The following is a 26,777-nucleotide window of genomic DNA, read 5'->3' as shown; positions in this document are numbered from 1 at the left end:
CATGCTAATCTCGGGCGAAGGATTAGCGCACCACACGGAATGAAATTTCGTACAACGCATTCAATCCCGGATAGATTTCACCAATCAACTGTTTAAGCTCTGCCAGCGTCATGTTCTCCTGGCGGGCGTGTTCCTCGTCCAAATCATCAAGCAGCACCGGCGTCACGCTGGTCACGTCGATCGTACAGAAATAGACGTCATCTTCGTAGCGGCCCACGCGCAAACGCTGGCCGGGCTGAAAATGGGATTCGCTGCTGTCGCGCAGCGTAATCGTTTTTAGCCCGGCGATAATGTCGTGCTCAAAACGGCGGAAAAAAGTGATGTCGTTAGCCATGCTGCCTCCTGATATACATTCGGCAGCATGATAAATCCCTTAGACGAACGGCGCTAACGGATCCGCCGTTTCAAAGGCGATTTTTCTGTCTGCCACCGGCGGGTAAATGAGTTCCTGAGTAATCGACAACTTAATTTTCTTCGCTTCCTCGCGCACGTGCGTCACTTTTTGCTCCCAGCCTTCGGTAAACACCGCGCCCCAGCCGCCTAGATCGAGACAGGTGACATAGTTAATCTGGCGGTATGGCAGTGGCGCGACGTCCAGCAGGCTTGCCGCCACGTTATAGCCCACAAAGCGGCCCAGCATGATGGCGTGCTGGCAGGTCATTAGCGCGAGGTTGCCCTGTTCATCCGTCTCGGCACGCGCCACATCCCCCGTCGCAAAAATAGCTGGCTGCCCTTCCACCCGCAAAAAGGCATCCACGTGCAGACGGCCTTGTTGATCACGCGGGGCATTAATCTGCGCGGTTAGCGGGCTGGCCTGTACACCTGCGGTCAGTATTACCGTGCTGGAGGCGATGCGTTCGCCGTCGGCCAGTACAATGCCGTTCGCATCAATTTCGCGGACGTCGGTATTCAGTCGCCACTCCACGCCCAGGTCTTCGCTGGCAGTAGCAATCACATCCCGCAGCTCGCGGCTGTAGCGACCGCCGATTTTATCGCCCCGTTCCACCACAATAACGCGAGCATTTGTTTCTTGGCCCAGTACCGCGCGCAATCTGCCCGGCAGTTCGGTCGCCATTTCAATGCCTGTAAAGCCGCCGCCACAGACAATGACCGTGTTGCGGGCTTCGCTTTCCGGCTGCTGCGCTAAGTCTGAAATATGCTGCTCCAGGCGGAGGGCGCTCTCGAGCTGGTCGAGGTCGAAAGCATGCTCTGCCGCGCCGTCGATCAGGTCGCGCTTGAGGTTGCTGCCGGTAGCCAGAACAAGCCGATCGTACTGTCGCGGTGTGCTGTTGCCCTGCTCGTCACGGTACCAGACGCACTGATTGACGCTGTCGATACGCTGCGCCTCGCCTTTCACAAAGGTCACGCCGGTGACGTCGAACAGCGGCTGAAGAGGAGCGACCAGCGAAGCCACCTCGGTTTCGTAAAAACGTGGGCGAACGCGCAGCTCAGGCTGGGGAGCCAGCACGGCGATCTCAATGTCGTCACGGTTATGCATCGCCGCCAGTCTGGCCGCGCTCAGGGCCGCCCACATACCGGCAAAGCCGGCGCCAAGGATCAGGATCTTCTGTTGCATGGTTCTACTCCGGTAAAGGCCCTCAGTGGCCAACGACTGCGACTATACTTGTCGCAGTTAACTACGACAAGATCTTTCGGAGTTTATTTTTAATCCGCTGTTTTCGGGGTTACAGATTGCATCGCGTGAGTAAAATCCCTACATTACCTGGATTAAATGAGTCGGAGGCAGCATGGCGTTTTACAGTTCGGGCGTGGAGTACGGCATTCATAGCCTGATATGCATGGTGGATGGCAAAGGCGAAGGCCGCGAAATGAACGTGCGCGAAATCGCCGAACTGCAGGGCGTGCCCTACGACTATCTCGGTAAAATTTTCACCAAACTTTCCAGGGCTGGGCTGGTCATCAGCAGCGAAGGTAAAGGCGGGGGGTTTATCCTTTCTCGCCCGCCGGACCAAATCAGCGTGCTGGACATTGTGGCAGCCATCGACGGTGAGAAAAGCATTTTCGACTGCAAAGAGATTCGCCAGCGGCTGGCCGTGTTTGAAACAACGCCGCCCGAATGGGCCTGCGAAGGGATTTGTGGCGTGCGCGCGGTAATGAACATTGCCCAGCAGCGTATGGAAGAAGCGCTAGCCCAGCATACCGTGCTGGATCTGGCCCGCCGCATGTACCGCAAGGCACCGGATGAATTTGTTATCGAAGTCCAGGACTGGATCCGCGACCGGCGGAGCAATTAGCCTTTCGCTTAGTACAATTTCGCAGATTCAAAGCCAGCCAGCGCATAAGCCGCTGGCTTTTTTGTTTAAAAAAAAGGCGCAAACCAGCAAAAGATGGCTCGTTTAGCCATCCCCCATTCCAGACATCCGAACGGCTTTCCTTCCCCACCGCCAGAACAGCACATTATATTACTTTCCGATCTAAACCACGGGTTTATGTTCTTTAGAGGCGTCAATTCGCCGTCCTATCATTCCATACATGAACACTTTTCATGTTGAGAGAACGATGATTGCCGATTCCGTCCTGGACCTGATAGGCCACACCCCGCTGCTGCGGCTCAATCACCTTGATACCGGCCGCTGCGAGCTGCTGCTTAAGCTGGAAAATCAAAACCCCGGCGGTTCAATTAAAGACCGCGTTGCCCTGTCGATGATCGAACATGCCGAGCGCAGCGGTAAGCTGCAGCCCGGGGGCACGATTATTGAAGCCACGGCGGGCAACACCGGGCTGGGGCTGGCGCTGATTGCCACGCAAAAAGGCTACCCGCTGATTCTTGTGGTGCCGGACAAAATGAGTCAGGAAAAGATTTTCCATCTTCGCGCGCTGGGCGTGGACGTACGCCTGACCCGTTCGGACGTCACTAAAGGCCACCCGGAATATTACCAGGATTACGCCCTGCGGCTGGCGGCAGATATCCCGGGCAGTTATTACATCGATCAATTTTCTAACGCCGCAAATCCGCTGGCCCACACCAGCGGCACGGCCGTTGAGCTTTGGGAGCAAACCGGGGGCCACATTGACGCTATCGTCGTAGGCGTCGGCTCCGGTGGCACGCTGGGCGGCCTGCAGCAGTTTTTCCACCAGCATTCCCCGCAAACCGAGTTTGTGCTGGCCGATCCCTGCGGATCCATTCTTGCCGATGTGGTTGAGCACGGTAGATATGGCGAAGTGGGCAGTTGGCTGGTGGAAGGCATCGGTGAAGACTTTGTGCCATCGCTTGCCGACTTTGAGCGCGTCCAGCACGCATACCGGATCAGCGACCGCGAAGCGTTTTCCACGGCACGCGAATTGCTAACCCACGAAGGCATCCTGGCGGGTTCTTCTACTGGCACCCTGCTCGCCGCCGCCTTGCGCTATTGCCAGGCACAGAACACGCCCAAACGCGTGGTCACCTTCGCCTGCGATAGCGGTAACAAATATTTATCGAAAATGTTTAACGATCAATGGCTCAGCCAGCAAAACCTGGCGTAACTATTAAGGAAAATTCATGAATAAATTTGCTACCCAGAGTGTGCACAGCGGTACTTTCGAGGATGCACACGGCGCGGTGATGCCACCGATTTATGCCACATCGACTTTTGCCCAACCGGCACCTGGCCAGCACACCGGTTTTGAATACTCTCGCAGCGGCAACCCCACCCGCCAGGCGCTGGAAACGGCGATTGCCGAACTCGAAGGCGGCCAGCGGGGTTACGCGTTTGCTTCTGGACTCGCGGCTATCTCAACCGTGCTCGAGCTGCTGGACAGCGGTAGCCATATCATCGCCGTTGACGATGTGTACGGCGGCACCTGGCGACTGATTGAAAACGTGCGCAAACGCAGCGCCGCGCTCCAGGTAAGCTGGGTAAAGCCTGACGATCTCGACGAGCTGCAGGCGGCCATTCGGCCTGAAACACGCATGATTTGGGTGGAAACCCCCACCAATCCGCTGCTCAAGCTGGCAGACCTGGCGGCGATTGCGGATATCGCCAAACGCCATCGCCTGATAAGCGTGGCCGACAATACCTTCGCTTCGCCTGCGCTTCAGCGCCCGCTGGAGTCCGGGTTCGATATCGTGGTGCACTCGGCCACCAAATACCTGAACGGCCATTCTGATGTTGTCGCCGGGCTGGCGGTGGTCGGCGCGAATGACGACCTGGCGCAGCAGCTTGGTTATTTGCAAAATGCGGTCGGCGGCGTGCTCGACCCGTTCAGCAGTTTCCTGACGCTACGGGGCATTCGTACTCTGGCGCTGCGCATGGAACGCCACAGCAGCAACGCGCTCCAGCTGGCAGAGTGGCTCCAGACGCATCCTGAGGTAGAAAAAGTCTATTTCCCATGGCTGGAGACTCACCCTCAGCATCAGCTTGCGCGCCAGCAAATGTCGCAGCCTGGCGGCATGATTTCTATTGTGGTTCGCGGGAATGAAAGGCGGGCCGAGGAAGTGATCAGCAAGCTGAAGCTGTTTACGCTCGCCGAAAGTCTGGGCGGCGTGGAAAGCCTGGTCAGCCAGCCATTCAGCATGACCCACGCTTCTATTCCGCTAGAACAGCGTTTGAGTAACGGCATTGTGCCGCAGCTGATTCGTTTGTCGGTCGGGATTGAAGACGCGGAAGATTTGCGCGCGGATCTGGCGCAGGCGCTGAGTTAGCAAATAATTCGCTAAAGCGCGGGAAGAAATACCGCCATAAATATAAATAATGGCCTTTTGTTACAAGCCTGGAGCACATCCAGAGTAAGACAAAAGGCCATTTATTTGCTGTGCGTTAATAAATTAAAGATGCTTAGTCTTTAACCAAAGTACTGTCGGCGCAAAATATCTGCCCCGTCGTCTATCGCTTTATGAATTGCTTTCACGCTGCGCTTTTCATCTTTTTCAGCCAATGCTTCCAGCAGATCGTCATAATTATGGTGCCCCTGCGTCATTTCTTCCGACTGCGGGTAGAGATAATTAAAGCATGGCCCAATGCGCACCCAAAGCTGCTCAATTAACACGGTGAGCGTTGGCATCTCTGCATACTCAAACAGCTGGAAACGAAACTCCCGATTGGCCTGCAGCGCCGCCTCAACGCTGATATGTTTCGCTTCAAGAAACGCATCGCAAAGCTGCTGCAAACGGGCGAGTTTGGTTTTATCCATGTAACGTGCCGCCTGCTCTACCGCCATACCCTCCAGATTTTTACGGATGGTTGTAATTTCGTGGTAGCGCCCCAGAGAAATTTCAGGCACCAAAAATGCCTGCGCCGGCGTTGCGTCAAGTGCGCCAGAAGAAACAAGACGCAAAAGCGCTTCACGCACAGGTGTAATACTGGTGCCAAGCTGCTCTGCAATCTCTTTGGTCACTAATCTCGCGCCGGGTTTTAAGGTTCCCACGATCAACGCACTCTTTAACCTGCCCTCAACTTGCATGGTTAAACTCATTCTTTGCGCTTTTTCTAACTCAAGCATGTTTATTTCCTATAGCAAAATAACTACTTTGTATTTGCAGTTTAATAACTGGCTTGTCATCAATGGAGTATATAGGATATATCATGTACTCTTACCACAAATTTATACCACCATGCGAATTAACCTGACGAAACATTCGATATCCGTCAATAATTTAGACGGTAACGTATAGGGATTGACTACAATGAAAGCATCTGGCCGTAAGCTCGCAACTCTGGCTGTATTAATTAGCCTGGTAACCCCCTTTAGCTACGCAAGTGAATTAGTTATAGCCCAACCTGCTTCCGCCACCGCGATGGATCCCGGTTTTCTTAAAGAAGCCGCCACCCTGGTGGACAATATTTTCGATACGCTGGTCCTGCGCGATAAAAACATGCAGCTTCAGCCCGGCCTTGCCACCTCCTGGAAAGCGCTGAATGACACGACCTGGCAATTCGATCTGCGCCCTGGCGTTACGTTCACCAACGGTGAACCGGTTAACGCGGCGGCGGTGAAATTCTCTATTGACCGTATTCTGGACCCGGCCAACCACGCGCCAACCATCTCTTACATCCGCACCATTAAGTCGGTAGAAGTGACCGGCGACTATCAGGTTCGTATTCACACGGATGGCCCGGACCCGCTGCTGCCAACCCGTATGAGCCGTTATCCGACCTACATCGTGCCGCCTGCCTATGTAAGTAAAGTCGGTGCTGCGGAATTTGCACGAAAACCTATTGGTAGTGGAGCATATACATTAAAAGAATTTATACCAGATGAACGTGTGGTTATGCAGGCTAATCCACATTATTGGCGTGGAAAACCTACAATTGACCAGGTGACATGGCGCCCAATCCCGGAAGCAACTGCCCGCATTACCGCCCTGTTAACAGGGGAAGTACAGCTGGTTGACAGCGTCCCTGCTGACCTCGTTTCTACGCTGAAAAATAAACCGGGCATTCATCTTGAGCAGGTGAAAGGCGGCGGATTGACTATTTACCTCGGCCTGAAGAATGGTGAGAAACCTTTAAGTGATGCCCGCGTTCGACAGGCGCTGTCGCTGGCGCTGAATCGTCAAGCCTATACCACCCAGCTGCTGCACGGTTTTGGTACGCCAACCGGCACCATGGCTGGCGCCAAGGACTTTGGTTACCTCAATGTTCCGGCCCCTGAGCAGGACATCGCCAAAGCTAAAGCCTTGCTTAAGGAAGCGGGTTACCCGGACGGCTTCACGCTGAAATTCCAGGCGCCGCGTCGCTATATCGCCAGCGCCGAAGTGGCTCAGGCGATTGTGCAGGACTTGGCCGCCATCGGCGTGAAGGCGCAGCTTGAAGTGCCTGAGTGGTCCGTCTATACCCAGCAGGTGGCTTCCGGTAAACAGGCGGAAATGTACATGCTGGCGTGGGGTTCAACCCAAACCCTGGATGCCGATGCCGCGCTGTACCCTATCCTGCACTCCGGCGAGCCGTACTCCACGGTCAGCAACCCTGAACTGGATAAACTGCTGAACGCTAGCCGCTCAACGGTAGATGCGAAAAAGCGTGAAGTTATCCTGCAGGACATCCAGAAAGTTGTCGCCAAAGAGCAGCCGCTGATCCCGCTGTACCGTGAGGATTCGCTGTATGCCAACAGCGACAGCCTGAACTTTACCGGTCGCGCCGACGCGCGTATCCCGCTGTATGATTTGAGGCTGAAATGATTTTTCCCGGACGCGCCCTGGCCCGCCGCCCGCGTCGCCTGATTTCAGGTGACGGGGCGCTGGGGGGATTATTGCTTGGCATCGTGATCCTGCTGGCAGTGGTGGCCCCGTGGCTGCCCTTGCCCGACCCGTTAACCAACAACCTGGCGGATACCTTCCTGCCGCCGGGCAGCGAAACGGCAAGCGGGATGCACTGGCTCGGCACCGATCAGCTCGGGCGCGATTTGCTGGCAAGGATCCTGGCGGGTACCCGCCTATCCCTGACGGTGGTGTTACTGGCGGCGGCAATTGCCGCCGTTATCGGCACCCTGCTGGGCATGCTGGCAGGCTACGTTGGCGGCTGGCTGGATGCCGTTATCATGCGCCTGATGGACATCCAGCTGGCGGTGCCCTTTATTCTGCTGATTTTGCTGGTGATGGCGCTGTTCGGCACTTCACTGGAAAACATTATCCTGATCATGGGCGTGACCAGTTGGGCGATTTACGCCCGCGTGGCGCGCGCCAAAACGCTCGAGTTACGCGAACTGGAATACATCGAAGCCGTTCGCGCCATGGGCTTTTCCACGCCGCGTATTCTGCTGCGACATATTCTGCCTAACCTCGCCACGCCGCTGGTTGTTCTGCTGACGCTGGATATTCCAAGGCTGATTGTCCTCGAAGCCTCCATTGGCTTTCTCGGGATGGGGATCCAGCCGCCAACGCCTACGCTCGGCAACCTGATTGGTGAGGGACGTTCCTACATGCTGCTGGCGGAATGGCTGGTGCTGTGGCCGGGGCTGATTATCGCGGCGCTGGTGATCGGCTGTAACCTGCTCGGCGACAGCCTGCTGCGTAAAACCCACACGAGGCTCGACTGATGCTGCGCTACATTCTTTCCCGCTTCGCGCAGGCCGTGCTGGTGATGTTTGGCGTCTCACTGCTGATCTTTTACAGCCTGCACCTGACCGGCGATCCTGCCGCGGTGATGATGCCGCCCGGCTCTTCCCAGCAAGAAATAGACAACTTCCGCCACGCAATGGGTTTTGACCGTCCGCTGCTCTGGCAATACGGCCATTACCTGACCGGCCTGCTGCACGGCGACCTTGGCCTTTCGCTGCGCTATGACCAGCCGGTGACCGAGCTTATCGCCCAGCGCGTGCCTGCCACGCTGCTGCTGGCCGTTTCTGCCCTGGCCTGGAGCACCGTAGTTGGCCTGCTGCTTGGCCTGGTGAGCGCGGTCTGGCGCAACAGCGTTTGGGACTTACTCGCCCGCCTGTTTGCCTTCAGCGGGCAGGCCGTGCCGGTATTCTGGCTGGGTCTGTTGATGATTATCGGGTTCAGCCTGCATCTACGCTGGCTGCCCTCCAGCGGCTACGGCACCTTCAGTCATCTGATCATGCCCGCCATCAGCCTTGGGGCCTATTACATGAGCGCCATTGCGCGCCTGGTGCGTGCCAGCCTAATCGACGTTCTGGCTCAGGATTACATCCGCACGGCGCAGGCCAAGGGGCTAAGTTCGTGGCGGATCCTGATTCGCCACGGCCTGCGCAATGCGCTGATCCCGGTCGTCACCGTGCAGGGAATGTATTTCGCTTCCCTGCTGGGCGGCGCGCTGGTCACCGAAATTATTTTTGCCTGGCCCGGCATTGGCCGCCTTGCGGTGCAGGCCATTCAAAACCGTGACTTCCCGCTGGTGCAGGCGATTGTCCTGCTGGCCGCGCTGGTGTTTGTGGTGGTGAACCTAATCATTGATTTGCTCTACGTGGTACTGAACCCGAGGATCCGGCTATGAAGTCACTCGATGCAACGCTGGATCTCCTGCACCAGTTGACGCCTTTCCGAAGCGTGGCGGGCAATATCGACCAGCAGCGCGACATGGCGCAGTGGCTTGAGCGTTGGTTAATTGAAGAAACTGACGCTGAAGTGCTCTACCCGGTCAGCCAGCAGCTTCAGGACGACGCACCGCCGCTGGTACATGTGCGAATTAATACCGGCTCGCCACGAACCCTCGTGCTGTACAACATGTACGACGTGATGCCCGCCGAAGAAGACGGCTGGGAGGTCGACCCGTTCGTGGGCGGCCTCAAACACTGGTCGGATAAAGGCGATGTGTTTATTTCTCGCGGGGCAGAGAACAACAAAGGCCCGCTGGCAGGCATGCTGATGGTGGTGCGCGATCTCTATCACTCGGGCCGCCTGCATACCAACATTGAAATCCTGCTAGAAGGCGAAGAAGAGATTGGCAGTGGCAACCTGCGCCGCTACCTCGCCCAGCAGCCTTGCCCGGTTGCCCCGGCAGAAGCGGTGCTTTTCCCTTCCCTGTGCGAATACGGTGGCGGCGCACCGCGCATTTACCTCGGCTTCACCGGCCGCAGCGGTGGCCGCCTGGTAGTCAAAGGCGGCAGCTGGGGCGGCCCGAAAGCGGCGATTCACGCCAGCAACGCTGCATGGATTGATAACCCGGTCTGGCGGCTGGTGCAGGCGTTAAGCACTCTTGCCCCGCCTCACGCCAACGGCGTGCTCGAAACGGGCGAGCTGGACGAAGAAGCAAGCTCAATTTTGGACGACCTCGCGCTGGAATTTAATTTGACGGACGAACTGACCTTCCGCCGCAGCGAAAAATACGCCATCACTGGCGACAGTTTCAGCAACCTGGCATACCTGCTGGGCAGCGCGGTGCTAAGCGTGTCGGAGATAGCCAGCCTGCCGCGCGGCGCTCAGGGCGTGATCCCTCCGGAAGCCTTCGCCGATGTGGTGCTAAGAACACCGCCCGTCGTCGATGGCGAACGCCTGATGCGGCGCATAAAAGAACAGCTTGCCAGCCCGGCACTTGCCGGAGCGGTGCTCGAGCCCGGGGACAGCTACCCCGGCTACCGCTTCAGCATTGATGACGCTGGCGTGCTTGAGCTGATGGCGAGCTATCACCAACAGCAGGCAAAACCGCAAATCTGGCCCTGGGCGCCAGGCTGCGCCCCGGCCTACGCCTTCGCCCCTGTGGCACCAGCCTTCCTGATTGGCGGCCTGGGCTACGGCGGCAACGCCCACGGCGTGAACGAATTCGTCACGCTCAGGGGCTTACAACGCTACCAACAATCGCTTAATGACTGGCTACTTGCCTTTTAAATACGGCCAGCACCCGGGAACCAGACAGGATAATGCATGAAAAACGTCAATGATTTTGAACGTGTTACGCTCGGATTTTTCCCCACGCCGCTGGAATCTTTACCTCGTCTGAGCGAAACGCTAGGCGTTAACGTAAAAATTAAGCGCGACGACTACAGCGGTTTTGGCGGCGGCGGCAACAAAGTCCGCAAGCTGGAGTACCTGATGGCCGAAGCCTGCCGTGAAGGGGTAAAAGTGGTGATAACCACCGGCGGCCACCAGTCTAACCACGCGCGCATGGTCGCGGCGGCCGCCCGTAAATTTGGCATGAAGCCGGTGCTGGTTTTACGCGGCGATGAGCCACAGACTTATCAGGGTAATCTCCTGCTGGACAAACTGTTTGGGGCAGAGCTGCAGTTCCTCGACCCGGAAGGCTATTTCACCCAGATTGAAGGCGCGATGCAGGCCCATGCCGATGCGGCCACGGCTCGCGGCGAAAAGCCGATGATCATTCCACTGGGTGGTGCCACGGCGCTAGGTGCGCTGGGCTATGTTCGCGCCGTTGAAGAGATGGATGCCCAGCTTCGTGCCGCGGGCGAATCTGCCCCGGACGTGATTATCGCCCCCACCGGCTCCGGCGGCACGCTGGCCGGGCTGTATGTCGGGGCCCGTCGATACTGGCCGAAAACGCAAATTATCGGCGTCAGCGTCAGCGCCAAAGCCGACTGGTTCCAGACCCGAATCTCCGCCATGGCCGAGGACTGTGTTCGCCTGCTCGACTGGGATCAAACCTGGCAGCCGCAGGATATCCTGATCGAAGACGGATTTGTTGGCAGCGCCTACGGCGTGCCTTCTGACGGCGGCATTGAGGCGATTTATCAGGTCGCGCAGCAGGAAGGCGTGCTGCTGGATCCGGTTTACACTGGTAAAGCAATGCACGGTTTAATCACCCTCGCGAAAGAAGGCCGTATTGCCGCCGGCAGCAGCGTAGTGTTCATGCACTGCGGGGGCTCTCCGGCGCTTTACCCGTTCGCTCAAAAACTTCTGGAGCACTGATCATGCAGATAGTGAGCCGTCAGCAGGTGGCCGACCTTGGGGGGAATGACCCGGTGCAGGCTCTGCAGGACATCGAGGACACCGTGCGGTTGCTGAGGCGCGGCGAGGCGGCGATGCCCGCCGAAACCCACGTCAACCTCGATACGCCGCTGGGGAAGGTTTACGCTCTCCCGGCCAGGGTCGGCGGGCGGTTCAATGCGACGGGCGTAAAATGGACGGCGCATCGACCTCGCGCCAACGACGGCTATCCACAGGCGATGGCCACCACGCTGGTTAATCGCGCAGACAACGGTTTGCCGATAGGCCTGGTCGAAAGTGGCAGCCTGACCGCGACCCGAACCGCCGCAGTGTCGGCCCTCGCCTTGAAGCTGGCGGCTCCCCGCCGCCCTTCACGTGTTTTATTGCTCGGCGCTGGCGTGCAGGCCCGCGCTCATCTCGAGATGCTGGCTGCACATTTTCCCGATCTGGACATGGTCTATTGCTGGAACAAAACGCCGGAGCCTCTCGCCGACATGCTCAGCCATGCCGACAAACTCCCCTGGCCTGTCACCCAGTTTGAAACACTAAGCGATGCGCTGCGCCAGCACTGGGACGCGCTGATTACCTGCACCAGCGCCAGCGAGCCGTTTTTACGCCCTGGCATCTGGCGGGCCGGCACCCTGGTGCTGCAAATCGGCTATCACGAAGTGGCCTTTGAGACAATTGCCGCCGCCGACAAGGTAGTGGTCGACCTTTGGGGAGACTTCAAGCTGACCAGCGCCAAAAGCCTGTTCCAAATGTACCGGGCCGGGCTTTTTGACGAGCAAAACGTCTCTGCAGATTTAACAAATTTACTGGTCGATGGCTGGCGGCCTGCGGAAACGGACAAGGTATATTTCTCTTCTTTCGGCCTCAACGTGTTTGATATCGCCCTCGCCGCCCGCGTTCTAGGCGCTGCTGCCGAACAGGGCAAGGGCAGCAATCTGCCTTTTGGCTGGGAGATCACCGATGCTGATTAACGCTCCCGATCTGGTAAAACGAATCGAGAACGGCGAGACATTTGCGCTGATCGATGTCCGTGAACGAGAAGCCTGGCAAGCGGCCTCCCTACCGGGCGCGCTGAATCTTAACGTCTACGACTATTTTGTGTCTGACTCGACCCCGAAAGGTTACGCCGCGATGGCCGGGGCATTTATTCATGCCTGGCAACAGCTCGGTATCGTGAGCGGGGCTACGCCGGTATTCTTCGAGCAAACCGTGGGCATGCGCTCTCCGCGTGGAATGTGGTTTTTGTGGTTCGCGCTGGGTACAGAAGGACTGATTCTGGACGGCGGTGTAGAAGCCTGGGCAGATGCCGGGGGGAAATTAACGCCGGGGAAAGGCCCAACTGCGATTGTTTCTGACGCCGGAGTCCCTGAATGTCAACCGGCCATGCCTCAGTTGGCGGCCACCCGCGCCGAAACGATCGACGCCGATCCGGCATCAACCTTACTGCTGGATGCCCGCAGGCCAACGGAATATGACGGCAGCTTTGTGCATGAATGCTGCGAGCGAGCGGGACGTATTCCTGGCTCAAAACTGCTTTTCTGGGAAGATGCAGTCGAGCATGGCCGGTTCAAATCCGCTGCAGCGCTGGCAAGCCTTGCCGCCGAAGCCGGATTTACGCCGTCAAAAAGGGTGATTGCCTGGTGCCACCGTGGCGCTCGCGCCGCCACGGTTCTGGTGGCCCTCAAACTTGCAGGTTACCAGGACGTGGCCGTTTACGTCGGCTCCTGGCACGAATGGGCTAGTCACCCGGAATTACCGCTGCTTAGTGGGGAATAATCACCCCACCTTCCGCAGCTTCAGCGCCTGCTGAATATCCGGCGCGGCGGCAATCAGCTTCCGCGTGTATTCATGCTGCGGCTTGTCCAGCACCTGCTTTGTGGCACCCGTCTCCACAATTTCACCGCGATACAGCACCACCACTCTGTCACACGCCTGACGTACGGCGCCAAGGTCGTGGCTGATAAACAGTACGGTCAGCCCCAGGCGGTCTCGCAGATCGGCGAGCAAGGCGAGGATCTGCCCTCGCACCGAAAGATCCAACGCCGAAACGGCTTCATCGGCCACCAACAGTTCGGGTTCAAGCGCCAGTGCGCGCGCAATGGCAATGCGTTGACGCTGCCCGCCGGAGAAAGCCGACGGCAAACGATTCGCCGCCGCAGCATCCAGCCCGACCAGCTCCAGTAATTCGCGAACGCGGCTTTGAACTTCCCCCGCGGGTCTCAATTTATGCACGCGCAGCGGTTCGGCAATTTGCTCACCCACCGGCATTTTGGGATCTAGGCTGGCGTAGGGATCCTGGAAAATAATCTGCGCCCGGCGGCGCATCCCCCGCTGCTGCTCACGGCTGGCGCGACGTACGTCCAGGCCATCAAAAATAATGGTGCCGCTGTCGGCCGGAATTAAACCTATAGCCGCCCTGCCGAGCGTCGTTTTACCCGAACCGGACTCGCCGATCAGCCCGACGATCTCGCCTCGTTCGATTTCGAGACTGGTTGGCTTGAGCACGGTCTGCCGGCTGTCGGGGAAAAACGGCAGCGTATGCGCCTGCGGATAGCTTTTGGTGAGCTGCGACAGCTGCACCAGCGGCGAACGGGTAACGTCTTTGAGCCTGGCGGGCTGAGGTTCCGGCTGAGAAGCGGCAATCAGCCGACGGGTGTAGTCGGCCTGGGGCGCGGTCAGCAGCGTTGGCACATCGCCCTGCTCAACAATATTGCCCTGATACAGCACGCAGGCACGGTCTGCATAGCGAGCCACCACGCTTAAATCGTGGGTGATGAACAGAATGCCCATCGCCATTTCCTGCTGCAGTTCCTGTAGCAAAGTAAGGATTTGCGCCTGAATGGTGACGTCCAGCGCAGTGGTGGGTTCGTCGGCAATCAGAAGCGCAGGTTTGCAGCTAATGGCGCTGGCAATCATCACACGCTGGCGCATGCCGCCGGAAAGTTGATGAATATACTGTTTTGCCCGCTGCTCAGGGTTCACAATCCCGACCCTGTCCAACAATGCGACCGCCTCACGGTGCGCCTGCTTCCAGCTGAGTTTTTGGTGGCGCACCAGCACTTCCGCAATTTGCTCTCCCACTTTCAGCACCGGGTTCATGCTGCTCATCGGCTCCTGAAAAATTGTGGCGATTTGCTGCCCGCGAAGCTCTCGCGGATAGGTTTTCCCCACAGCCGATACAACCCGTCCATTAAACGTTACGTCACCGCCCGTTTGCCACACGCCCCCCGGAAGCAAACCCATAACCGCCAGCGAGGTTAACGTTTTCCCTGAGCCTGATTCGCCTACCAGCGCAACAATCTCCCGGCGAGCAACGCTGAATGAAGCGTCCCTCACCAGAGGTTTACCTTCCAGCGTACTGATACAAAGCGAATTAACGGTTAACAGCGGGGTTTGATCGGTCATACGGGTTCCAGACGGGTGCTAACAGCGTGATTTTTGAGACTATAATATCTGCCCCAGTGCGACAAGATGATTTGCTGATAGCTTATTCATTTGGTCTTACTCTCCGGCATTATTTATACTTTAGTCATGCAGACCTGATGTGATTGCCGCCATGACAACTCAAACTCTTCCCCGCCGTTGGGCGTTGCCTGCGGGCTTATTGGCCGTGCTGTTAAGTACCCTGGCGCTGGTGTTTATCAGCCATCACTGGAGCGCTTTTATTCAATGGTGCCTGAGTATGCAGATTGGTCTGCATCGCTACCTGGTCTTCTATTTACTGCAAATCAACAACCATCAGTACATCGGCGGCGTCTGGCTGCTGGTCGGCAGCTTCTTTTACGGTGTACTCCACGCCATCGGCCCTGGGCACGGTAAATTTATCGTCACAACCTACCTCAGTACCAACCAGGAAACGCCTCTCGCCGGACGAGTGGTGCCGTTTCTTGGCAGTTTGATGCAGGGCGTGAGCGCCATCGTATTTGTCTTTGTGCTGGCGATTGCGCTTAATTCGTCCAGCGGCGATCTCAGCGAAAGTCGCTGGTATGTGGAAAAAATAAGCGCGGTGATGATTGGCTGTTTCGGGGTTTTTATTGTGCTGAAAGCGCTGCGGCAGCAAGCCCCGCTCAGGATGAAATCCTTCACGCCGATAAGCAGTGATGCAACAACGCTGAATCATCACTCACACGATGATCGGTGTGGCTGCGGGCACAACCACGGCGTTGGCTACAATGGCCGGGGTGGTAACTGGCTCACGCACCTGGGCGTCATTCTGGCGATTGGCGCTCGACCTTGCAGCGGGGCCATCATGATTTTGGTGTTTTCGAATGTGTTGGGATTTATTAGCTGGGGCATTGCCGCGGTGATGACTATGGCTCTCGGTACAGCCCTGTCGATTCTCGGACTGTCCGTGCTGGTCACCCGCACCCGCGACTCGGTGGGCAAACTCTGGCTTTCGCGCACTCCTACTCAGGTTCGCATTATTACCACCGGGCTGAAAGTGATTGGCGGCTTGCTGATCGTGCTTTTTGCCGTGGTGCTGTTTATCACCACGATTCCCGTTAGCGCCAACGGCGACTTTATCGCGGCAGGCTGTTAGTTCAGAACGGGTTAGAACAGAGAGAACAGCAGCGCGACCGGGAAACTCATCGGCCAGGTGGCGCCAATCAGCACTGAACAAAGCAGCTTAATGCGTTTAGAGTCTTTGGCGAGCAGCCAAGTGATCCCGGCGCAGATTAACGCCATTACGGCGTAAAAAACCAGCATGTGTTGATAAAGCGTCATACAAGACATTACTACTTGTTAAAAATTTTTGCAGAATATGCTCTTTTTTATGACGCAGATCAAGTTTAGAAACTTTATTTACTCAGTAATAGCTGACTTCCGTCGTCACCTGCTGCCGCTGGGTCTGCTGCGTTTTGCCGATGCCGGTCACCAGCGTGATGTCGCAGGCGATGGGCGACAAGTGCTCGTCGTAGCGGCAGTGGCTTTCCGTCGTCAGGAACGGCGTTCTCATCGTTTCAGTCACCAGTTTGTAGTCAAACGGACGGCGCTCCGCATTCTCGTAGCTGACTTTGGTTTGCGAAGCCACTTTGTCATTCAGGTAAAAATCGATCTGACGAGGGAGACCGTTAGCATCGTATTCATGGTGAGCGATGCGCTGCCCGCCCGGCATGAAAAAAATATCCTTCAGCAGCCCGCCAGGCCAGTAGGCATATTTCACTTCGCCCAGCTCATCTTTTCTCTTTTTTACCAGACACTTTTCATCCAGCTTGAGGGATAACGGTTTGCCGTTTTGGGTCCCCGTTAGCGCGTTGCCTTCGCGGTGAAGCTGTAGCACCATTTTTTGCGCCGAGTCTCTGATTTCAAGGCTGGTAACACACCCGGTACGGTCTACCTTTAGTCGGTTCTCATAGTTGACTTCCCCTGACGGATGCTTCATGACGGTATGCATTTCGCGCACGTTGCCTGCCGGGGCATTGAAATCAAACATTGTCGCCAGGTTGGCGATAACCGGGTTTCTTGCCGTTTGGGCATAAGCGAAAGAACAGAAAACAAGTGGCATCGCCAGCAGAATGGCTCTTTTCAACGTCATACATCATCCTTGAAAGCAGGCCAACACCTCGTCGGCAAATAGCAGAAAATAAACAGATTAATTCTGAGGTTTAACGTGACACTTTACGCGATCCACCAAACAAAACCCACCGAAGTGGGCTTTTAGGGCACTTACAGCTTAGGAATAATCAGTACCTGTCCGGGGTAAATTTTATCCGGATGGCTTAGCATCGGTTTATTCGCTTCAAAGATGGTGTTGTACTTGTTGCCATCGCCATAGACATGTTTAGAAATGGCGCTCAGCGTGTCGCCTGATTTCACCGTATAGTAAGTGGCTTCCTGCGCAGCATCCGCCGCCTGAATATTATTTTCAACGCTGCTGATACCGGCCACGTTACCTACCGCCACCTGAATTTTTTCTTTCAGCGCCTGAGTCAGCCCGTCTCCCCCGGAGATCACAGCTTTGCCGTTTTCTACGGTAACATTCACTTTGTCAGCACCCGGAATGCCGCTTTTTTTCAAATGCTCCTCAAGCTTGCTGCCCTGCTCGCCTTCGTTCCCCTTCAGCGAGTCCCACAGTTTGGCACCCGCGTCTTTGACAAAATCAAATAATCCCATGGTCTTTTCTCCTGTTTACTGGTCCCTGTAAGTCTGGCAAAAGCAGCCAAAACCGCCAGTCGCACGCTCAGTGCTTAATCATCACGTGCCGAATAACGGTGTAATCCTCCAGCCCGTAAAGCGACATATCTTTGCCGTAGCCGGACAGTTTTTGCCCGCCGTGCGGCATCTCGCTCACCAGCATAAAGTGCGTGTTCACCCAGGTGCAGCCGTACTGCAACCGGGCACTCAGGCGATGCGCCCGGCCCACGTCCTGCGTCCATACCGAAGATGCCAGGCCGTAGCTGGAGTCGTTGGCCCACGCCAGCACCTGCTGCTCATCGTCAAATTTTGTGACGCTGACGACCGGGCCAAACACCTCTTTTTGCACAATGGCATCCCCCTGCTTCGCCCCGGCCAGCAGCGTGGGCTGGAAGTAATAGCCCGCGCCTGCGACTTTACTGCCACCGGTAATCACTTTGATATGCGGCAGCGCTTTGGCTTCCTCCACAGCGTTGCTGACTCGCTCAAGATGTGCCTCTGAACTCAGCGGCCCCAGCTCGGTGCTTTCGTCCTCGGGAGGCCCATATTTGAGACTGGCCACGGCTTCCCCAAGCTGCTCAACCAGCCGGTCGTAAATCCCGCTTTGAGCGTAAATCCGGCAGGCGGCGGTGCAGTCCTGCCCGGCGTTGTAATAGCCAAAGGTTCGCACGCCTTCAACCACCGCCTGTAAATCCGCATCGTCGAACACGATAACCGGCGCTTTGCCGCCCAGTTCCATGTGCATGCGCTTAATTGACGGAGCGGTGTGGCTAATAATGTGTTCCCCGGTGGCGATAGACCCGGTGAGCGACACCATGCGCACTTTTTCATGCCCGGTCAGCGCATCGCCGACGGTTTGCCCGCGCCCAAACAGCACGTTAATCACGCCCGCCGGGAAGATATCCTTCGCCAGTTCGGCCAGCTTGAACGCGGTCAGCGGCGTAATTTCGGAAGGTTTGATCACCACGCAGTTCCCGGCGGCCAGCGCCGGAGCCAGTTTCCAGGCCGCCATCATCAGTGGATAGTTCCAGGGAGCAATAGACGCCACCACGCCGACCGGATCGCGGCGGATCATCGAGGTGTGCCCGCTCAGATATTCTCCGGCGGCCAGGCCGCCGAGGCAGCGGCTCGCCCCGGCAAAGAAGCGAAAGATATCCACCACCGCCGGGATCTCATCGTTGAGCACGCAGTGGAAAGGTTTGCCGCAGTTCTGCGACTCCAGCCTGGCTAAGGCTTCCGCGTGTTGATCGATGGCATCCGCTAGCGCCAGAAGATGTTCGGCACGTTCTTTCGGCGTCGTCTGCCCCCATGCGGCAAAAGCCTTATCCGCCGCCAGGACCGCATCGTTAACTTGCTGAGCCGTGGCTTCCGCCACCTCCAGCAGCACCTGCCCCGTGGCCGGGTTGTAGACAGGCTGCTTCTCTCCAAGGCCAGCCACAAGCAGGCCGTTAATCAATAACTGACTTTGCATCCCCATCTCCTTTCCCGTTCTGATAATCATGGCCCCAGCGGCGTTCTGGCTTAAAAGGACTGAAGTAAAAAGCATAGCGTCGGCTTGACGGCGGCAGCGGTGCCGGGCGGTGATTTTCACCAGGTTGTGATGCACTGCGCAGTAAGCCTGTCCCGGCGCTCCCCTTTGGTATATCAGGCCGCGTCGCAAATGAGGTATCTATTGAAAATTAATATGAAAAGAAGGCGGGATCCCCCTATGCTTTAGGCAGTCTTTTTCTTAGTTCACCGCCAGGAGGCACCATGAGTATTTCCGCCCGCAATCAGTTAACCGGCACCATCAGCAACGTCACGGCCGGCGCCGTTAACGACGAAATAGAATTAACCCTGAACGGCGGCGGCAAGCTGGTCGCCGTGGTGACCCGCAGCAGCAAGGAAGCGTTAGGCTTGGTTAACGGCAAAGAAGCGCTGGCCCTGATCAAAGCCCCGTGGGTGGTGCTGGCCAGTGAAGACTGCGGCTATCACTTCTCCGCCCGAAACCAGTTCCCAGGCGCGGTGAAAGCCATCGCGGAAGGCGCGGTGAACACCACCGTACATATTCAAACAGACGCGGGTTTTGCATTAACCGCCGTGGTGACTAACGAAGCCGCTGATGAAATGGCGCTTAAGGTGGGGTCTCGCCTGCTGGCACTGGTGAAAGCCTCATCCGTGCTGATTGCGGTGAAAAAATAACGCCTTAACGTCCGGCAGCCACTCCGGCTGCCGATTTTAACTCGCTTACTTGTAGCGTACGTCAAGCTTGCTGTAGGCCACCACCGATTCAGTACCGTCCTTGTTTTTGTCCTGGTTGTAGTTGCCCGCCTTGAAGTACAGCTGGATCCCTTCCCAGCCCTGCTTCGGATAGTCAAAGATTTGGCTGGCCTTTTTGCCTCCGGCACTGGCCTCAACCGTCACCTTCATACCGCTCGCCGTGCCTTTAGCTTTGATGCTGTAATCAATTTTGTCTTTCAGACCGACGCCCGAAAGCAGCGTGGTGCGCTTTTCCGGGTCGCCATAGTTTTCTTTCACGCCCACCACAATCGCGCCGTCTTCCCAGCGCAGTTTCAGCATCTCTGAGCCGCCGGGTTTGTCGCCGTGAATTTGAGCAAAAATAATCGAGCGCGTGGACGGATTTTTGACGATATACACCGACCCGCGCTGCTCATTGTCAAACTCGCTGCCGTTAACAAAATTGTGCGTGGCTCTCAGCTCGACGCGAGGAAATTCACTGTGCGGCGTAGATCCAAACCCGGACGGTGCTTTAAACACCATCGCCCCCGCCGGAATGGCAGAATCACAGCTTTTGTCCCCACCGCAGTTGCTGTAGAAATAGCGGTTATGCAGCCCTGGCGTGATTTTCACCTCATTCGGTTTTTCGCTGCTATCAAAGGATTGCAGCAAATAGTCCTTTGTCACCATCGGATAATTTTCGCCCGGCGCGTTCTGACCGCTCTCGGCCCATGCACTGCCGCTTAGCGCCGCCAAAAACAAACTCACCGGCAGGCCGTAACTTACTGTTTTTCGCCTCATCTTTAACCCCAATGCAAAATGTAAACCCGCCCCTCAGCTAACCATTTATCAGCGGAGATGTTTTACTTAAAATCTGTTGCGGTAACATGTCAGTAGTAACAATGGGTTTCCGGTAATTAACCTGATGCATAAAGGGAACAGTCATGATCAAAAAGTTGCTTGTTTCAGTTCTGTTTGCGGCCAGCTACTCCGCCTTCGCACTGGCGGATAACGCAGGCGCGGCGTTTAAAACTTTTCCGCTCGGCAAGCTTGAGTTAACCGCGCTGCACGATAAAAACAACGCCCTGCCCAACGATGGCAAAGTGATTGGCGTCGACGTGGGAGAAAAATCGGTGGCCGAAGTGCTGTCTGCGGCGGGCGCGCCGACGGACAAGATTAAGCTCAGCGTCGATGCCCTGCTGGTGAAAGACGGCAGTAAAGTCATACTGCTGGATACCGGGCTTGGCCCCAACGCTCAGGGCCAGCTGGTTGAGAGCCTCGCAAAGGCGGGTTATAAGCCAGAGCAGGTAACCGATGTGCTGATCACCCACGTTCACGGCGACCATGTTGGCGGGCTGCTGACGGCGGACGGCAAGCAGGCATTCCCCCACGCCACGGTGCAAATCTCCGCCCCGGACTGGGCATGGCTGCAAACGCTGCCGGAGATGAAGGTGCTGGCTGAGGCCATCCAGCCGCAGGTGAAAACCTTTAAGCCAGGCGACCAGGTGCTGCCGGGGATCACCTCTGTGCCGCTGCCGGGCCACACGCCGGGGCACGTTGGCTACCAGATTGTCTCCGGCAAGCAGCGACTTTTAGACATTGGCGACTCGGCGCACAGCTCGATTGTGTCTCTGACGAAGCCCGAATGGGCGATTGCCTATGACAACGATCGCCAGCAAGGAATAGCCAACCGCCAAGCGCTGCTGGCCAAACTGGCCGCCGATCGTGAACTGATTTTTGCCCCGCACTTCCCGTTCCCGGGCGTCGGGCATATTGTGGCGAAAGGCGACCATTACGTTTTTCAGCCGACAGAATAGCGGTAACACAAGCCGGTTCGCCGGCTTTTAAACCCCCTGCCGGTGAATCTGATACCAGACATGCCGGAGCAGCGGATGCTGCTCCGGCACCATGGGATGGTCAAACTCTCCGCTTCGGCGCATGCCCAGCTTCTCCATCACCCGCTGAGACGGCAAATTTGGCAGTGCGGTAAATGCCACAATGCTGTCCAGATCGTATTCGTCGAAACCAATGCGCAGCGCTTCCCTCGCGGCCTCAGGCGCGTACCCTTTACCCCAAAACGCTTTTCGAAGCCGCCAGCCGATCTCGATACAGGGGCCAAACGGCAGCGAGTTGCCGGGGCGATTCAGGCCAACAAACCCGGCCAGCTCACCGCTGCGTTGTTCTTCCACCGCCCAGAAGCCAAAGCCGTTTTCAGCCATACGATGGCGGAGTGTCTCGAGGTAACGCTGGCTTTCTTCCGACGTCAGGGGCTGCAAGAAATAGCGCATCACCTCCGGGTCAGCGTTCATTTCGGCAAACGGAACCAAGTCCTCGTCTCGCCAAGCTCTCAGCAGCAATCTTTCAGTCTTGTACATGGTGTTCCTCAATCAATTCCTTGATTAAACGTGACAACGTCACCACGGCCTGACGCTCTCTTTCGCCCCAGCTCCACGAGGCGTTGAAGCGAAAATAGTTATCCCAGGCCCTGCCCGTTGTGAACATTTTCCCCGGGGCGATGCTTATTTTATGCGCCAGCGCCCGCTCGTTAAGCAGGCTGCTATCCAGCCCTTCCGGCAGTTCAATCCACAGGAAATAGCCGCTTTCGCTGCGGTGGATTTTGACTTCAGAAGGGAAAAGATCACTTAGCGTTTGCCAGGCCTGCTGCTTGCGTTCTGCCAGCTGTCGCCGCAGGCGGCGCAGGTGTGTGTCATAGCGGCGGGTAGCCAGAAAATCGACCAACGCCAGCTGCATCGGCGAACTGGTGGACAGGGTGCTCATCAGCTGCAACTGCTGAATGCGGCGGGCGTGCTTCCCGGCGGCGACCCAGCCGATGCGAAATCCGGCCACCAGGCATTTTGAAAACGAGGAGCAATGCAGAGTCATACCGTGGGTATCATACGCCCGGGCAGGCAGCGGCCTTTCCCGCCCGTAATAAAGCTCGCTGTACACGTCATCCTCAATCAGCGTGACGTTATGGGCTCGCAACAGTTGCACCAGCCGCGCTTTTTTCTCCGGCGGCAGCGTCACGCCCAGCGGGTTCTGGCTGTTGGTCATTAGCCAACAGGCCTTGACCGGGTATTCGGCCAGGGCCTGCGCCAGGGCATCGAGATCAATCCCGCTTACCGGGTCGGTGGCGACCGATAGCGCTTTCAGCCTCAGACGTTCCAGCGCCTGCAGCGCGCCGTAGAAACAAGGGTTTTCGACAATGACCCAGTCACCCGGCTCGGTGACCGCCTGCAAACTAAGGTTGAGCGCCTCAAGCGCGCCAGCGGTGATAACAATTTCGTCCGGTGAAACCTGCATCCCCTGCTGGGCGTAGCGCTGGGCGATAGCGTGGCGCAGCGCTTCGTTACCCGGCGGCAGGCTTTCAATCACGCTGATGGCGGTCGCCGTTTTGCTGACTGCCGCCATTGAACGGTGGAGCGCCTGGAGCGGAAACAGGCGAGGGTCCGGGAACGCAGAGCCAAACGGCACCACGGAGGCATCCGTGCTTGCCTGCAGCACATCAAAAATATAGGTATTGATATCGACGGTTTCCGCACGGGTGACCTGCACCGCTGGCGGCGCAGTGCGTGCCACGGGTCGGGGCGCAACGTAGTAGCCGGACTGCGGCCTTGCCACAATCGCCCCCTGGCTTTCCAGCATTTGATAGGCGTGGCCGACGGTCATAAAGCTCATGCCGCTGTGGCCAACCTGCTCGCGCAGCGACGGCAAACGATCCCCCGGCTGCCAGACGCCGAGGGCAATCTGGTCGAGGATCTGCTGTGCCAGTTGCTGGTACTTTTTCATGCGCTGCTCCCTGTCTATATCACAGCGCTAAAAATACGCTGTTTTGTACAACTGTTATAGTCAGAAAGTGAGTTTTTTAACACGAAGATAACGGGCGGTAAAACCGCCCGTGAAAAGGTAAACGTGGGGATTTTACTTCACATCGGCCAGCGCGGTTTTCTCAACGTACGGCTTCATCAGGCTGTCCGCCGTTTGCTGGGCGGATTTCGCTGCCGCTTCCGGGGTCACCTTTTGATCGTTCACCACCGCCGCCAGCTGGTTTTCCATCGCCTGACGGACGGCAACCGTTTCATAAGTCGAATACCAGGGATGGGCATATTTCAGCTGATCCAGCGCGATTTGCGCCCGCGGATCTTTCTGCAGGTACTCTTTCATTTCCGGCGTGTCGTAGGAGGCCTTCAGCGGCGAGAAATACCCGGTGAAACGGCTCCACGCGCCGTTAACCTGCGGGCTAACCAGATACGTCAGGAACTGATAAGCCGCCTTTTTCTGCGCGTCGGAAATGCCCTTGAAGCTTACCAGGCTCGCGCCGCCGATAGGCACCGCCCGCTGTTCTTTGGCGGGCATCATCGCCACTTCCATATCAAAATCTTTGCTATTTTCGCGCATAAAGCCCAGCGCGCCGGTGCTCAGCATCGCCATCCCCAGTTTACCGCTGAAGAACGCAGCGCTGATCTGCTTGGAGTTAAGCACGCCGGACGGCATCACTTTGTCGCGGTAAACCATGTTCTGCCAGAAGCGCAGTGCACCAATGGTGGTCGGCGAGTCGTAATACACTTCGCCCGGATAGTTTTCGTTGAAGTAGTTGCCGCCATTGGCTCGAACCAGCGAGGAGAAGATCCAGCCGCCGTAATCGTCGTTGGTGGACGGCAGCATGATGCCCCACAGCCCTTTGCTGGCGTCGGTCAGCTTCTTCGCATCGGCCAGCATTTCGGCCCAGGTCTGTGGCGGCTGCTTGATACCTGCCTGATCGAACATGGTTTTGTTGTAGTACAGGATTGGCGTGGAGTTATGGAACGGAATCGCGTACGTCACGCCCATTACCTGGGCATTCTTGTGCATTGCCGGCCAGAAGTCGTTCATCAGGAAATCGCCCGCCTTGCGGTTGCCGTATTTAAACAGCTCGTCCATCGGCAGGATTTCGTCTTTTAGCGCGAGGTCGGTGGTGAAGTTGGCCGACATAATGACCAGCGCCGGCGGCTGCCCGGCTTTCTGGGCGGATTCCGCTTTAATTTTGGTGGTGTCGTAGCTGCCGGTAAAAATACCGCGGACTTCGACGTCCTGCTGCGAATCGTTAAACGCCTTGATGACGCGGGTCATCTCCATTGTCAGCTTGCCGTCGACCGGCGCCGGGAACATAAAATCAATTTTCTCTTTTGCCAGCGCTGCGCCGCTCACGGCCAGCGAACAGCAAACGGCAAGCGCCCGCCATTTATGCATCAGGGGGTTAAACATGGTCAATCTCCTGGTGTAAGTTGTGGTGAAGGTCTGTGTGGAAAAGGTGTATATCCGATGAAGAAAAACCGAGGGTAAGCGTATCGCCTTTTTCTGGTACCTCGCCGCGGTGGCGACGGGTGTAGCGTAACGTTCCCAGGGGGGTGCTGACATGGAGCAGATAATCTGCGCCCATCAGTTCTCGTTGCAGCACCGTCGCCGTTAGCGTCAGGTGCCCGTTTTCTGGCCTGTCGGTGAGGTGCTCGGGGCGGATCCCGAACCAGACGCTTTGCGCTTTTTCCGCAGCAGGCGGCAGAGGCAAATTCATCGTGGCGGGCAAAACGCGGCCGTTTTCACAAGGCAAAGAAACCAAATTCATGGCCGGGGAGCCAATAAAACCGGCAACAAACAGGTTGGCTGGATGGGCATAAAGGTGCTCTGGCTCACCCACCTGCTGCACCACGCCGCCGTTCATCACCACTATGCGATCCGCCATCGACATGGCTTCCGTCTGATCGTGGGTGACGTAGATGGTGGTGGTTTTAAGCTGATGGTGCAGCGCCATGATGCTGTCGCGCACCTCGGTGCGCAGGCGGGCATCCAGGTTAGAGAGCGGTTCATCCATCAGAAACAGACGCGGATTGCGCACAATGGCTCTCGCCATTGCCACACGCTGGCGCTGCCCGCCGGACAGTTTGGCCGGTTTACGGTCGAGCATTTCACCCAGCTGCAGCATCGTGGCCACCTGCTCGAGGCGCGGCTGCCAGCTGGCTTTATCTTCTTTACGGATCTTCATGCCAAAGGTGATGTTGTCCCGTACCGTCAGGTGCGGAAACAGCGCATAGTTCTGGAAGATCATCGCGAAGTTGCGCTCACGCGGCGACATCGCAGTAATGTTCTCGCCGCCGAGCCAAATCTCGCCGCCGCTAACCTCTTCCAGCCCCGCCAGCATCCGCAACAGCGTACTTTTACCGCAGCCGGACGGCCCGACCAGCACCACAAACTCGCCTTCGTCGATGCTGAGCGATAGCGCGTTCAGCGCCGCTTTGCCTTCAAACTGCTTACTTACCTGGTTCAGTCTTAACATGGCGATTAATACTCATCCGTCGGGCAACTGATCGCCGCGTCATACAGCCACGGGCCAGCATAATGCGCCAGAGAATGCTGATAGCTCACCCACTGGTCGCCCACCTGGCGGTGCATCAGGCAGGACGGCGGCGACAGATCGTAATACGGGCGGCTGTCCTCAAAGTGATACGGGACCTGGTGAACCGTGCCGGGAATCGTCGCTATCGTTGCCTGGCGGTATTGGGTCATCGTCAGGCTGTGGTTGTGGCCGCAAAAAATACGCACCAGCGACGGGAAACGGACGACCAAATCCAGCAGCAGGTGGCCGTTTTCGCAGGCGATTTTGTCCATTTGCGCGTTGCCCAGCGGCAGCGGTGGATGGTGCATAAAGATCGCTGTGGGCTTGTCGCCGCTCGCGGTTAACTGCGCTTCAAGCCAGGACACGGTATTGTCGGTCAGCCAGCCTTTAGAGTGCCCGGCGAGGCTGGAGTCGATAAACAGCAGCCGGGTAGCGAAGTCGTCCACCGCATAGCGGATGTTTTCCGGGTCGTCACCCAACGGCGGGCAAAGCGGGCGCAGGTATTCCAGAAAATGCGCTTTATCGTCGTGGTTGCCGGGGATCAAATAAAGCGGCGACTTAATGGTGCCGAGCACCTGGCGCGCGACCTCGTACTCTGAAGGGCGCCCGCAGTTGACGATATCCCCGCTGACGATGACCGCATCCGGGCGCTCACGCAGCGCGTTCAGCTGCGAGGCCACGTCGGCATTGCCCGCATTGATGTCGATAAAGCCGTACAGTTTCTGGTTCTGACTGCGGAAATGGGTGTCGGAAATATGGGCCAATAACATA

General features: G+C 57.1%; 26 protein-coding genes and 1 pseudogene. 13 read left to right on the top strand and 14 right to left on the bottom strand.

From position 1 onward, the window contains the following. Positions 1-22: 22 nt before the first annotated feature. Both yqfB and ACR6JA_RS06360 read right to left on the bottom strand, forming a co-directional pair. Positions 23-334 carry a N(4)-acetylcytidine aminohydrolase gene (gene yqfB / locus ACR6JA_RS06365; RefSeq protein WP_494493112.1) on the bottom strand — a complete coding sequence of 104 codons (312 nt, stop codon included), beginning with the start codon at positions 332-334 and terminating at the stop codon, positions 23-25. 39 nt (positions 335-373) lie between these two features. Next, positions 374-1,576, bottom strand: coding sequence for an NAD(P)/FAD-dependent oxidoreductase (locus ACR6JA_RS06360; RefSeq protein WP_494493111.1), 1,203 nt, complete (start codon positions 1,574-1,576; stop codon positions 374-376). A 172-nt stretch (positions 1,577-1,748) separates the two neighbouring features. On the opposite strand from ACR6JA_RS06360, the gene ACR6JA_RS06355 reads away from it, so the two are divergent. From ACR6JA_RS06355 to ACR6JA_RS06345, 3 genes and pseudogenes are all read left to right on the top strand, one after another. Beyond that, the gene (locus ACR6JA_RS06355; protein WP_494493110.1) at positions 1,749-2,255 is read left to right on the top strand and encodes an RrF2 family transcriptional regulator; all 507 of its coding nucleotides are present in this window, start codon (positions 1,749-1,751) and stop codon (positions 2,253-2,255) included. Positions 2,256-2,520: 265 nt separating this feature from the next. Beyond that, positions 2,521-3,480: pseudogene (locus ACR6JA_RS06350) on the top strand (PLP-dependent cysteine synthase family protein); the annotation flags it as partial. Between the two features lie 22 nt (positions 3,481-3,502). Next, a complete protein-coding gene (locus ACR6JA_RS06345; protein WP_494493109.1) occupies positions 3,503-4,645 on the top strand; it encodes a trans-sulfuration enzyme family protein in 1,143 nt (380 codons plus the stop codon). A 140-nt stretch (positions 4,646-4,785) separates the two neighbouring features. Here the strand turns inward: ACR6JA_RS06345 and ACR6JA_RS06340 are convergent, their stop codons facing one another. Further along, positions 4,786-5,442, bottom strand: coding sequence for a GntR family transcriptional regulator (locus ACR6JA_RS06340; protein ID WP_213714372.1), 657 nt, complete (start codon positions 5,440-5,442; stop codon positions 4,786-4,788). Positions 5,443-5,626: 184 nt separating this feature from the next. Here ACR6JA_RS06340 and ACR6JA_RS06335 point away from each other — a divergent pair, with 184 nt between their 5' ends. From ACR6JA_RS06335 to ACR6JA_RS06305, 7 genes are read left to right on the top strand one after another with little or no spacing between them, the layout of a single operon-like run. Then, the gene (locus tag ACR6JA_RS06335) at positions 5,627-7,120 is read left to right on the top strand and encodes an ABC transporter substrate-binding protein (RefSeq protein ID WP_213714374.1); all 1,494 of its coding nucleotides are present in this window, start codon (positions 5,627-5,629) and stop codon (positions 7,118-7,120) included. After that, positions 7,117-7,977, top strand: a complete 861-nt coding sequence (locus ACR6JA_RS06330; protein ID WP_494493108.1) for an ABC transporter permease — start codon at positions 7,117-7,119, stop codon at positions 7,975-7,977. Before ACR6JA_RS06335 ends, ACR6JA_RS06330 begins: the two co-directional genes overlap by 4 nt. Continuing rightward, entirely contained in the window at positions 7,977-8,891 is a 915-nt protein-coding gene (locus tag ACR6JA_RS06325) for an ABC transporter permease (protein WP_494493107.1), read from the top strand. The genes ACR6JA_RS06330 and ACR6JA_RS06325 overlap by 1 nt, the downstream gene beginning before the upstream one ends. Continuing rightward, positions 8,888-10,222, top strand: a complete 1,335-nt coding sequence (locus tag ACR6JA_RS06320; RefSeq protein ID WP_494493106.1) for a M20 family metallopeptidase — start codon at positions 8,888-8,890, stop codon at positions 10,220-10,222. Before ACR6JA_RS06325 ends, ACR6JA_RS06320 begins: the two co-directional genes overlap by 4 nt. Before the next feature lie 36 nt (positions 10,223-10,258). Beyond that, entirely contained in the window at positions 10,259-11,257 is a 999-nt protein-coding gene (locus ACR6JA_RS06315; RefSeq protein ID WP_494493105.1) for a 1-aminocyclopropane-1-carboxylate deaminase/D-cysteine desulfhydrase, read from the top strand. A gap of 2 nt (positions 11,258-11,259) precedes the next feature. Further along, a complete protein-coding gene (locus tag ACR6JA_RS06310) occupies positions 11,260-12,255 on the top strand; it encodes an ornithine cyclodeaminase (protein WP_494493104.1) in 996 nt (331 codons plus the stop codon). Beyond that, positions 12,245-13,060, top strand: coding sequence for a sulfurtransferase (locus tag ACR6JA_RS06305; RefSeq protein ID WP_494493103.1), 816 nt, complete (start codon positions 12,245-12,247; stop codon positions 13,058-13,060). The genes ACR6JA_RS06310 and ACR6JA_RS06305 overlap by 11 nt, the downstream gene beginning before the upstream one ends. Here the strand turns inward: ACR6JA_RS06305 and ACR6JA_RS06300 are convergent, their stop codons facing one another. After that, complete coding sequence (locus tag ACR6JA_RS06300; RefSeq protein WP_494493102.1) at positions 13,061-14,689, bottom strand: dipeptide ABC transporter ATP-binding protein; 1,629 nt, start codon at positions 14,687-14,689, stop codon at positions 13,061-13,063. A gap of 151 nt (positions 14,690-14,840) precedes the next feature. Here ACR6JA_RS06300 and ACR6JA_RS06295 point away from each other — a divergent pair, with 151 nt between their 5' ends. Then, a complete protein-coding gene (locus ACR6JA_RS06295; RefSeq protein WP_494493101.1) occupies positions 14,841-15,824 on the top strand; it encodes a nickel/cobalt transporter in 984 nt (327 codons plus the stop codon). Between the two features lie 11 nt (positions 15,825-15,835). Here the strand turns inward: ACR6JA_RS06295 and ACR6JA_RS06290 are convergent, their stop codons facing one another. From ACR6JA_RS06290 to patD, 4 genes are all read right to left on the bottom strand, one after another. Then, positions 15,836-16,009: a GhoT/OrtT family toxin gene (locus ACR6JA_RS06290; protein WP_008461495.1), complete on the bottom strand. Its 174-nt coding sequence runs from the start codon at positions 16,007-16,009 to the stop codon at positions 15,836-15,838. Positions 16,010-16,091: 82 nt separating this feature from the next. Further along, a complete protein-coding gene (locus tag ACR6JA_RS06285; RefSeq protein ID WP_213714392.1) occupies positions 16,092-16,820 on the bottom strand; it encodes a YnfC family lipoprotein in 729 nt (242 codons plus the stop codon). 131 nt (positions 16,821-16,951) lie between these two features. Continuing rightward, entirely contained in the window at positions 16,952-17,398 is a 447-nt protein-coding gene (lysM, locus tag ACR6JA_RS06280; RefSeq protein ID WP_213714394.1) for a peptidoglycan-binding protein LysM, read from the bottom strand. Between the two features lie 67 nt (positions 17,399-17,465). Beyond that, positions 17,466-18,920 carry an aminobutyraldehyde dehydrogenase gene (gene patD, locus ACR6JA_RS06275; protein ID WP_494493100.1) on the bottom strand — a complete coding sequence of 485 codons (1,455 nt, stop codon included), beginning with the start codon at positions 18,918-18,920 and terminating at the stop codon, positions 17,466-17,468. A 251-nt stretch (positions 18,921-19,171) separates the two neighbouring features. Here patD and ACR6JA_RS06270 point away from each other — a divergent pair, with 251 nt between their 5' ends. Then, positions 19,172-19,600, top strand: a complete 429-nt coding sequence (locus ACR6JA_RS06270; RefSeq protein WP_008461486.1) for a TOBE domain-containing protein — start codon at positions 19,172-19,174, stop codon at positions 19,598-19,600. A gap of 45 nt (positions 19,601-19,645) precedes the next feature. Here the strand turns inward: ACR6JA_RS06270 and ACR6JA_RS06265 are convergent, their stop codons facing one another. Further along, on the bottom strand, positions 19,646-20,437 hold the full coding sequence (locus ACR6JA_RS06265; protein ID WP_494493099.1) for a polysaccharide lyase family 7 protein: 792 nt from the start codon (positions 20,435-20,437) through the stop codon (positions 19,646-19,648). A 143-nt stretch (positions 20,438-20,580) separates the two neighbouring features. Between ACR6JA_RS06265 and ACR6JA_RS06260 the strand changes: the two genes are divergently transcribed. Continuing rightward, entirely contained in the window at positions 20,581-21,453 is an 873-nt protein-coding gene (locus tag ACR6JA_RS06260; protein WP_494493098.1) for an MBL fold metallo-hydrolase, read from the top strand. 27 nt (positions 21,454-21,480) lie between these two features. On the opposite strand, the gene ACR6JA_RS06255 is transcribed toward ACR6JA_RS06260, so the two are convergent. From ACR6JA_RS06255 to ACR6JA_RS06235, 5 genes are all read right to left on the bottom strand, one after another. Continuing rightward, positions 21,481-22,011, bottom strand: coding sequence for a GNAT family N-acetyltransferase (locus ACR6JA_RS06255; protein ID WP_494493097.1), 531 nt, complete (start codon positions 22,009-22,011; stop codon positions 21,481-21,483). Then, complete coding sequence (locus tag ACR6JA_RS06250; protein WP_494493096.1) at positions 21,998-23,425, bottom strand: aminotransferase-like domain-containing protein; 1,428 nt, start codon at positions 23,423-23,425, stop codon at positions 21,998-22,000. Before ACR6JA_RS06250 ends, ACR6JA_RS06255 begins: the two co-directional genes overlap by 14 nt. Positions 23,426-23,557: 132 nt before the next feature. Continuing rightward, entirely contained in the window at positions 23,558-24,865 is a 1,308-nt protein-coding gene (locus tag ACR6JA_RS06245; protein ID WP_494493265.1) for an ABC transporter substrate-binding protein, read from the bottom strand. A gap of 7 nt (positions 24,866-24,872) precedes the next feature. Then, positions 24,873-25,946 (bottom strand): ABC transporter ATP-binding protein, encoded by a 1,074-nt coding sequence (locus ACR6JA_RS06240; protein WP_166873608.1) that lies wholly within the window; start codon positions 25,944-25,946, stop codon positions 24,873-24,875. Between the two features lie 5 nt (positions 25,947-25,951). After that, positions 25,952-26,776 (bottom strand): phosphodiesterase, encoded by an 825-nt coding sequence (locus tag ACR6JA_RS06235; RefSeq protein ID WP_494493095.1) that lies wholly within the window; start codon positions 26,774-26,776, stop codon positions 25,952-25,954. Between the last annotated feature and the right edge of the window lies 1 nt (position 26,777).

Source organism: Cedecea sp. B1(4) (assembly GCF_059414925.1).
The sequence above is the reverse complement of the archived record's forward strand: the minus strand, read 5'-3'. Positions and strand labels throughout refer to the sequence as shown.

Coding starts and splice junctions, on each gene's coding strand:
- ACR6JA_RS06250 (WP_494493096.1), bottom strand. CDS start 23,425: ATGAAAAAGTACCAGCAACTGGCACAGCAGATCCTCGACCAGATTGCC.
- ACR6JA_RS06260 (WP_494493098.1), top strand. CDS start 20,581: ATGATCAAAAAGTTGCTTGTTTCAGTTCTGTTTGCGGCCAGCTACTCC.
- ACR6JA_RS06310 (WP_494493104.1), top strand. CDS start 11,260: ATGCAGATAGTGAGCCGTCAGCAGGTGGCCGACCTTGGGGGGAATGAC.
- ACR6JA_RS06235 (WP_494493095.1), bottom strand. CDS start 26,776: ATGTTATTGGCCCATATTTCCGACACCCATTTCCGCAGTCAGAACCAG.
- ACR6JA_RS06265 (WP_494493099.1), bottom strand. CDS start 20,437: ATGAGGCGAAAAACAGTAAGTTACGGCCTGCCGGTGAGTTTGTTTTTG.
- ACR6JA_RS06285 (WP_213714392.1), bottom strand. CDS start 16,820: ATGACGTTGAAAAGAGCCATTCTGCTGGCGATGCCACTTGTTTTCTGT.
- ACR6JA_RS06335 (WP_213714374.1), top strand. CDS start 5,627: ATGAAAGCATCTGGCCGTAAGCTCGCAACTCTGGCTGTATTAATTAGC.
- ACR6JA_RS06345 (WP_494493109.1), top strand. CDS start 3,503: ATGAATAAATTTGCTACCCAGAGTGTGCACAGCGGTACTTTCGAGGAT.
- ACR6JA_RS06270 (WP_008461486.1), top strand. CDS start 19,172: ATGAGTATTTCCGCCCGCAATCAGTTAACCGGCACCATCAGCAACGTC.
- ACR6JA_RS06330 (WP_494493108.1), top strand. CDS start 7,117: ATGATTTTTCCCGGACGCGCCCTGGCCCGCCGCCCGCGTCGCCTGATT.
- ACR6JA_RS06360 (WP_494493111.1), bottom strand. CDS start 1,576: ATGCAACAGAAGATCCTGATCCTTGGCGCCGGCTTTGCCGGTATGTGG.
- ACR6JA_RS06245 (WP_494493265.1), bottom strand. CDS start 24,865: ATGCATAAATGGCGGGCGCTTGCCGTTTGCTGTTCGCTGGCCGTGAGC.
- yqfB (WP_494493112.1), bottom strand. CDS start 334: ATGGCTAACGACATCACTTTTTTCCGCCGTTTTGAGCACGACATTATC.
- patD (WP_494493100.1), bottom strand. CDS start 18,920: ATGATTATCAGAACGGGAAAGGAGATGGGGATGCAAAGTCAGTTATTG.
- ACR6JA_RS06325 (WP_494493107.1), top strand. CDS start 7,977: ATGCTGCGCTACATTCTTTCCCGCTTCGCGCAGGCCGTGCTGGTGATG.
- ACR6JA_RS06295 (WP_494493101.1), top strand. CDS start 14,841: ATGACAACTCAAACTCTTCCCCGCCGTTGGGCGTTGCCTGCGGGCTTA.
- ACR6JA_RS06320 (WP_494493106.1), top strand. CDS start 8,888: ATGAAGTCACTCGATGCAACGCTGGATCTCCTGCACCAGTTGACGCCT.
- ACR6JA_RS06290 (WP_008461495.1), bottom strand. CDS start 16,009: ATGACGCTTTATCAACACATGCTGGTTTTTTACGCCGTAATGGCGTTA.
- ACR6JA_RS06240 (WP_166873608.1), bottom strand. CDS start 25,946: ATGTTAAGACTGAACCAGGTAAGTAAGCAGTTTGAAGGCAAAGCGGCG.
- lysM (WP_213714394.1), bottom strand. CDS start 17,398: ATGGGATTATTTGATTTTGTCAAAGACGCGGGTGCCAAACTGTGGGAC.
- ACR6JA_RS06355 (WP_494493110.1), top strand. CDS start 1,749: ATGGCGTTTTACAGTTCGGGCGTGGAGTACGGCATTCATAGCCTGATA.
- ACR6JA_RS06315 (WP_494493105.1), top strand. CDS start 10,259: ATGAAAAACGTCAATGATTTTGAACGTGTTACGCTCGGATTTTTCCCC.
- ACR6JA_RS06300 (WP_494493102.1), bottom strand. CDS start 14,689: ATGACCGATCAAACCCCGCTGTTAACCGTTAATTCGCTTTGTATCAGT.
- ACR6JA_RS06340 (WP_213714372.1), bottom strand. CDS start 5,442: ATGCTTGAGTTAGAAAAAGCGCAAAGAATGAGTTTAACCATGCAAGTT.
- ACR6JA_RS06255 (WP_494493097.1), bottom strand. CDS start 22,011: ATGTACAAGACTGAAAGATTGCTGCTGAGAGCTTGGCGAGACGAGGAC.
- ACR6JA_RS06305 (WP_494493103.1), top strand. CDS start 12,245: ATGCTGATTAACGCTCCCGATCTGGTAAAACGAATCGAGAACGGCGAG.